General features: G+C 63.4%; 3 protein-coding genes. All 3 read right to left on the bottom strand.

Annotation, left to right across the window (positions count from 1 at the left end):
• Positions 1-167: 167 nt before the first annotated feature.
• The 3 genes from CER19_RS22415 to CER19_RS22405 all read right to left on the bottom strand — a co-directional run bounded on the left by CER19_RS22415 (position 168) and on the right by CER19_RS22405 (position 8,024).
• A complete protein-coding gene (locus tag CER19_RS22415; RefSeq protein WP_116668024.1) occupies positions 168-1,592 on the bottom strand; it encodes a lipase in 1,425 nt (474 codons plus the stop codon).
• A gap of 181 nt (positions 1,593-1,773) precedes the next feature.
• Positions 1,774-4,881 (bottom strand): autotransporter domain-containing protein, encoded by a 3,108-nt coding sequence (locus CER19_RS22410; RefSeq protein WP_116668023.1) that lies wholly within the window; start codon positions 4,879-4,881, stop codon positions 1,774-1,776.
• Between the two features lie 185 nt (positions 4,882-5,066).
• Entirely contained in the window at positions 5,067-8,024 is a 2,958-nt protein-coding gene (locus CER19_RS22405; RefSeq protein WP_116668022.1) for an autotransporter serine protease, read from the bottom strand.
• Positions 8,025-8,137 lie beyond the last annotated feature (113 nt).

Genomic DNA, 8,137 nt, shown 5'->3' with positions numbered 1-8,137 from the left:
TTCGTATCAAGGCCGATGATGTGGCCACGGTGCGTAAGGAAAAATGATCATCTAGCAAAACCCTTCAAATGTGGGAGCTGGCTTGCCTGCGATAGCGATTTGTCAGTCACCGCATGGCTGTCTCGACCGCCGCCATCGCAGGCAAGCCAGCTCCCACACCGAATACGTTAGCTGATGACTATCCCCTCCCCCGACAGACTGCTCACACCCACCAGCGTCACCGAGTCCACACCAAAGCTAATGACTGTATCCCCGCCCACCACCTTGACGTGATCGCGGTAATCGGTGCTGCCCGCCACGTCGTTGAACACCAGCTTGTCCGTCGCCTGGTAGCCAATCAGCCGGTCATTGCCAAACTGCCCGCTGAACAAAAACGTGTTATGCCCGCTGCTGTCGCGGATCGTGTCGTTGCCCTTGCCGCCTTCGATAAAGTCCGCGCCTCTGCCGCCTTTGATCAAGTCGTCACCGTCGCTGCCGATGATGAAGGTATTGCCCTTGTGCGCCTCGGCATTGCGGTTGAGGTCTTGCACCCAGGTGGTGGCCCGTGCCGGATCGGACAGGTTAGCGACGATCACCGTCGAGTCGCGGGTCATCTGTTCGTAGAAGCCTGAGTCGAGGATGCGGGTCATGCCGTCGCCGTAGCCGGTGGGCAAGTGCGAGACCCAGGTGGGCAGGTTGAGGATGGAAAATGGCAGCAGGTTCCACAGGGATGAGGCGTAGTGGTCGTTGAAGCTGACGATGTTGTCGGTGCTCGACTCGTGGGGTTTGTCGTGCACGCCCAGGGACGACAGGTTGAATGACGAGCCATCCAGGGCACGGAACACCGGGTCGTTTTCATAGCCGACGTTAAGCACCTTGTCGCCGGCGCTCTGGGTGGGCGACGCGTAGGCCACGTAGTTGGAGTCCTTATAGAACCCCGACCAGCTGTTGTCGCTCAAGTCGGCCATGCTATTGACCGCGAGGCCCCCAAGGCTGTGGCCGCTGACCACCACGTCATTGCCGCCCAGGCCCTGGGCGCTGGCATAGTCCGCCACGTTCTTGAGCAAGCCGCCGAAGGCTTCGCCCGCGTAGTTCTTGGCATAATCCTTGGGCCCGAAGGCGGCGAGCAGGTCGCTGATCACATCGCCGATGGAGTCGGTGATCACGCTTTCCCGAGGCCCCGAAGTGCCGCGAAAACTGATGCCGATTTCCTGCAGCTTGCCCGCGTCATCGTACTTACCCAGCACCTCGGCCTGCGCCGTGCCGTAGCCGAACTTTTCGCCAAAGAAGGTGCCGCGTTCATCGACCTTGCCGCTGTAGCCCAGGGTGCTGGCGCTGATGGGCGTCCAGCCGGCTTTTTGCACCGCGTCGAGGGCGGCTTTTTCCGAGTCGGGGTTCCAAGGGATCCCGGGGATCACCCCTTGGGCATTGCTGCCGCCAATCAGCGCGCTGACCAGGGTGGCAGGCAAGCCCAGGCCGAGGCCATTGTTCTGGTAGCCGACGGCAAAGCCGTTATCCAGGTTGTGGTAGGAATACAGCGTGATCGCCATGGCATCGGCGAACAACGCCTTGGAGTCCTCGGTACCGAGGTTTTTATAGTCAAAGATACCCATTGGTCGTGCCTCTCTGTTGTTGGATTTGTAGAGAAAGCCAAAACACCTGTTATCCGTTACCACCTGTAGGAGCGAGCTTGCTCGCGAAGGTCGTCAACGATGACGCGTTCTACCTGAAGGAACGCGGCGCACTTGAGTTTTTCGCGAGCAAGCTCGCTCCTACAGTGGTTTTTTCAAAACTTTAGAACGCCCAGTCCAGGCTCAAGCCGACGCCGTGCACCTTCTCCTTGCTGGCCAGCAGGCCGTTGTAATCGAAGTTCACCCGCGCATCCTTGCTCAAGGCCAGGCTGACCCGTGCCCCGACCAACGCGGCATCGCGCACCATTGGCGCACTTTCCACCGTGAACGAAGGGCCGCCCGAGGCAAACGCCAGGTGCTGCTCCGAATCGGTGCTGCTCAGGTTGTGCTGCCAGCCCAGGCTGCCGGAGACTTCCAGTTGCTGATGGTCGTTGATATTGAAGGTCTTCAAGGCCCGCATACCCAGGGTGCTGAGCACCAGGTCACGGCTGTCGTCGCCACTTCTCAGCGCGGCGGCGTCGCCCTTCTCTTTGAAGCTGTCAGTTGCCAGGTGCACGTAGGCCAGGTTGGCGAACGGCTCCAGGGTCAGCGGTTGCAGGTTGATGCGGTACGCAGCTTCCGTGAACACCTGGGTGCTGTGGGCATCGACCTTGGCCTTTTGCTTGCCGCTGACGTCGCCGTATTGCAGGTCGCGTTTGACATCGGCGCGGTGCCAGCTGTAGGTCGCGCCACCGCTCAGGCGCCAGGCGCCGATTTCATGCCCGGCATAGGCGCCGAAATGGTAGCTGTCGACCGAGGCGCGGCTGTGGGTGCCGCTGCCCATGTTCAGCGACGTGTCGCTGTAGCCGGCCACCAGGCCAATGCGCGTGGCCTCATCGAGGGCGCCGTCCACACCGGCGAGCATGCCGCCGATAGAGGTGGTGTAGCCCGCCGTGTCGTTGCGGCTGTCGGTCTTGCCCCATGCACCCAACGCCTTGACCCACACGTTGCCACGGCTGTCGATGGCTTGGCTGGAAGCGCCCATTTCGCCATTGCGCAGGCGCCCGCCCACGGCTTCGCGTACGTAGCGGCTGTCATTGACCAGTGCGGTTTCCAGCGCCGGGTAGACTTCCCCACTCAGTTGCTGGAACGCGCCCTGGGCCGAAGCGGCCGTGGGTGCCAGCAGCAGGCTTTCATACACACCATTGCCCGCGCCCAACTGCTCGGCGGCGGCGGCCACGGCGCGCTGGTTCGGCGTGGCGGCCACACTGGCGAAGCTGTTGGTGCGTGCCACATCCAGCTGCACACCGTTGGCGGCGTAGTTCAAGGTCCCGCCGACAAACAGGTAATCAGGCAGCACCGCAGCAAAACTGCCGGTGACGCCGCCTGCCGCTTGCAGGATGTTGTACTGACGGCCGATCAGGCTTTGAGCCTGGGGCGCGCTCAACAAAGTCGGGCTGTTTTCCAGGGCCAGGGTCACGGTGCCGCCGTTGAGGGTGGCCGTGCCACCCGCGACGATGCGATCGCTGCTGGTGGGCGACAGTTCTACCGCATAGGTCGAGCCCGGTTCAAAGTTGACGTTACCCGCCACGTTCAAGGTGCCGATGGAATTACCCGGCGCCACGGTGCCGCCGCTTTTCGCGCTCAGCGAACCAATACGCCCCGAACCACCGACCACGCCGCTCTGGCTGACGGTAACGTCGGAGGTGACCGAACCATTGATTGCCAGCAAGCCCTGGTTGACCAGCGTCGGCCCGCTGTAGGTGTTGGCGCCAGTGAGCACCAAGGTACCGATGCCTTGCTTGGTCAAGCCGCCATGGCCCGAGATGTCGTTGCTCCACACATCCCGCCCGCAGTGCAGGTCATCGCACACACGCTGGGTGGGTTTGCCGGCATCCACCACCGCGCCGACACCCGGCAGGTCCGCAACGAACTGGCCGCTGCCGTAGGCGCCGTCGATACGGAACTCGGCCGGGATATCCTCAGCGGTGATAAACATCCCTGGGCCGTTGACCGCCTTGCCCAGGTTGATCATGCCCCAGCCGTACAACGAGTCGATGCCCGGCGCGCCGAGGTCGGTGGCGGTGGTCTTGAGCACGGTGGAGACCTGGTCGCCGCTCATGTATTGGAAGCGTTCCATCAGCACCGCTGCGGCGCCTGCCACATGAGGTGCGGCCATGGAGGTGCCATTTTTGTTGGCCCAGTCGGTGGTGAGGTTGTCCAGGCTGGTACCGTTGATGATCGAGCTGTAGATCTTGGTGCCGGGTGCCGATACGCAAAAGCTCGCCGCATAGCCACAACGCGAGGAGAACGTACTGATCACGTAAGGATCGGGGCTGGCAGTATTCGGGTTCTGCTGGAGGGCCGCGACGGACAGCCAGTTAGGCGCGATCTCTGGCACAAAATACGCAAGGCCGGAAATCGCATCCGGGTTGTTGAGGTTGTAGTCATTGCCTGCGGCGAAGATGGTCAGCACACCGCTGCGGGCCGCGTCGATGGCGCCTTGGTACGCACCACCGGCAACGGTGCCGAGGATCGGCCGGATGGTATTGAACTGCGCCTGGGCTTCGTTGACGGTGAAATTGGGGAACGCCGGATCGCGGCCGCCCTTGGCGTATTGATCACCGATGCCGATGCCCCAGCTGTTGTTGATGATACGCGCGCCACTGGCGACCAGCCCATCCCAGCCGGCCTTGTACACGGCGCCGTCATTGCCGAGGATGATCCCGTCTTCCGGCCCCGGGTCACCGTTTTCGGCGGTGAGGATTTGGGCGTTGAACGCCACGCCATGCATCGGCCCGCCATCGCGGTTACCGGCCGCAATGCCGCCGACATGGGTGCCGTGGTTACCCAGCTTGCCGTTGGAGTCCTTGGACGGCGTGCCGTCGTAGCGGAACGCGTCGCCCGCCTTCACCGGGATATACGGGTCGGTGTATTGGCGAATGCCCTCGGTGACAATCGTCACCACCTTGTCGGGGCTGGCGAACTCCGGGTGCTGGGCGTACACCGGCTGGTCGAAGATCCCCAGCTTGACGCCCTTGCCGGTATAGCCAGCCGCATAGGCCGTGTCGGCGTGCACGGCGCCCAGGCCCCAGTCGGCCTTGAACTCATTGCTGCGCCAGCTGGCGGCGTCGCCCAGTTTGCCGGTTTCCACATAGGGTGCAGCCTGGGCGGTTCCCAGACTTGCCAGGCAACACAGCAACGCGCCGTATGGCACGCAGCTCAGCGCCTTGAGCGGATAGCCCGGGCCTGTGTGGATGGCGGTAGTTAACCCTGACTTGCGTTTTTTCACGGTGACCTTCCTTAGTTTTCTTATTGCACGTGTGTAAATCACTTTCTCCAGAACACCGCCGCTGATCGTTCCCACGCTCCGCGTGGGAATGCGGCCCCGGACGCTCTGCGTCCCAAAGCGTGACGCGGAGCGTCACAGGAGGCGTTACCACGCGGAGCGTGGGAACGATCAGGTTCGCGGTGTCTTCAGAACTGCCAGTTCAGGCTCAAGCCCACGCCCTGAGTTTTCGCGCGCCCACCCAACTGGCCGTTGTAATCCAGGTTGACCCGTGTCGATGCATTCAGCGCCAGGCTGGCCTGCACGCCCACCAGGGCAGCGTCGCGCAGCAATGGCGCACTGCGTACGGCAAATGAAGGCCCGCCCGCGACAAACGCCAAATGCTCTTCGGACTCCACCGCCGTCAGGCTGTGTTGCCAGCCCAACGAACCGGACAGGTCCAGTTGCTGGTGGTCATTGAGGGCCAGGGTTTTCAGCGCACGCACGCCGAGGGTGCTGAGCACCGCATCACGCCGGTCGCTGCCGCGTTCCAGGGCAGCGGCATCGCCTTTTTCGTGGAAAGACTCGCTGTTCAGATGCACATAGGCCAGGTTGGCGAACGGCTCCAGGGCCACCGCTTGCAGGCGGATGCGGTACGCGGCTTCGGTGAAGACTTGCGCCGTGGTCGCGTCCAGCTTGGTTTTTTGCTTGCCGCTGACGTCACCCCATTGCAGATCGCGCTTCACGTCGCCGCGATGCCAGCTGTAGGCACCGCCGACGCTCAGGCGCCAGTCACCCAGCTCGCGCCCGGCGTACGCGCCAAAGTGATAGCTGTCGATGGACGCCGATGAATGGGTACCACTGCCCATGTTCAAGGAGCTGTCGCTGTAACCGGCGACCACACCCACGCGGGTCTGCTCATCCAGCGCGCCATCTACGCCCGCCAACAGGCCACCGATGGAGGTGGTGGAACCCGCCGTTTCAGTGCGGCTGTCGGTCTTGCCCCAGGCGCCCAGTGCCTTGAACCACAGGTTGCTTTCACCGGTCACTGGCACATGGCGCAGGCGCTCGCCCACGGCATTACGCAGTTGCAGGCTGTCGTTGATCAGCATCGCACCCACAGCCGGGTAGATTTCCCCGGACAGTTGCTGCAAGCCCTGCTGGGCCACGGCGACCGATTGCGACTGCAGCAGGCTTTCATACACCGGGTTGCCAGCGCCCAATTGCTCGGCGGCCGCCGCGACGTTGCGCTGGTTGCGGGTGGCGCCGACGCTGGCGAAGCTGGCGTCGTTGCGCCCGACATTCAGTTGCACGGCGTTGGCGGCGTAGTCGAGGGTGCCACCGAGGAACAGGTAGTTGGGCAGCACTTGCCCGAACTGGCCCTGGATACCGCCCGCTGCTTGAAGAATCGAGTACTGCCGACCAATCAGGCTTTGGGCCTCGCTCTGGCTGAGCAAGGTGGGGCTGTTTTCCAGCGCCAGCGTGACGGTGCCGCCGCCCAGAACTGCCTGGCCGCCGGCAACAATGCGGTCGCTGCTGGTGGGCGTCAGTTCCACGGCATAGGTCGAGCCGGCGCCGAGGTTTACGTCCCCTGCCACTTGCAGGGTGCCCACGGAATTGCCCGGTGCCACACGGCCGCCACTGTTTACCGACAACGCGGCAATACGTCCGGCCCCCCCCAGGGTGCCGCTGTCATTCACCGTCACTGCCGAGGCCAGCGAGCCATTGACGGCCAACAGACCGCCGTTGACGAGGGTCGCGCCGCGATAGGTGCTGTCGCCGCTGAGCACCAGGCTGCCGGCACCGGCCTTGATCAGGCTGCCCTCGTACACGCGGTTAGCAGCAGCCTGGTCGCGAGCGTTGCCGATGGCGTAGTCGGTCTGGTCCTGCTGGCTGGCAGTCGCGCCCACGCCGTTTTGCCAGCCCTTGTCGATCAGGGTTTGCTGCCAGGCGGTGTGCTCGGCACGGTCCTCGGCCTGGCGCTGGACCAGCGCCTGGTCGGAAATGCCGTTGCTCCACACATCGCCCTGCCCGGCGGCCAGGTTCACCTCCATAGGCCCGAGCAATTGCCCCGGGCCATGCATCGCCCGGCCCAGGTCAGGCACACCCCAACCAACGATGGCGTTAGGCGCCTGAGTGATCGAGCCGTCGAGCTGCGTGGCGGTGGTCAGCAGCACCTGCAAGGCTTGCTCGTTGGTCATGTAGGGATAACGTTCCATCACCAGCGCCAACGCGCCGGTGGCATGGGGCGCTGCCATCGAGGTGCCCGACTTGACCCCGTAACCACCGTCAGGAATGGTGCTGTTGATTAGCGCGCCGGGGGTAGAAATACACCAGTACTTGGCGATGCCGCACTTGTTGTATTTCTGGTTATTGGCTTTATCCAGCCCGGACACGGCGAGCCAGTGGCCTTCCAGTTCCGGCTGGAAATACGGCAAGGCCGAGCGCACGCTGGCGTTGGCATAGCCGCTGTTGCCGGCGCTGAACACGTTGATTACACCGGCCTTGGCCACGTCCGCCGCAGCGTCCAGCCAGGTGCCCCGGTTGTAATGCTGGGCGTACGCCGCGTGCATGTTGTCCAGGGTCTGGTAGCTGACGTCCTTGGGCTGGCTGCCCCAGCTGTTGTTGATGGCGCGCACGCCGGAGTCCACCAAAGCGGTGTACACGGTCTTGAAGTATTTGGGGTCTGGCGTCGGGCCGAACAGGAAGCTGTCGTTGGCGTTGGTGTTGCCCACATAGACCTGCGCGTTGTACGCAACGCCATGCATACCCACGCCGTCGCGGGCGGCGCCCATGGTGCCGGTGACGTGGGTGCCGTGGGAATCATTGTTCGGGTTGAGCGCGCCCGTGGTGCTGAAGGCGCTGCCATCGACATAGGTGCCAGTGGCGGTGACCGGGGGGGAACGGTCTTTGGAAGCTTCCGGGTGATTGGTATCGAACCCTGAGTCCAGCGCACCGATTTTCACGCCTTGGCCGCTGATCCCGGCGGCGTAGGCTTCATCGGCCTTCATGCGGCCCAGGCCCCAGTCGCTCTGGTACTCGGCGGAGCGCCAACTGGCGGGGTTACCCGGTTGGCCGGTCTCGGTGTATTGCGCCTGTGCCGCAACGGACAGCAAGAGCAAGGAACCTGCGGTGAAGGGTTTGAAACGTGGTGAATCGGTGATCATGTGCACACTCCCTATTATTGTTATTCCCTACCCTGTGGCGAGGGAGCTTGCTCCCGGTGGAGTGCGAAGCGCTCCCCCAAAAAAAGCCGGCTCCAGCTTCGCTGTCGAGCGGG

It is taken from the genome of Pseudomonas sp. GL93 (assembly GCF_003408955.1).
Classification (GTDB): Bacteria; Pseudomonadota; Gammaproteobacteria; order Pseudomonadales; family Pseudomonadaceae; genus Aquipseudomonas; species Aquipseudomonas paracarnis.
This window is presented reverse-complemented; position numbering and strand designations above follow the sequence as displayed.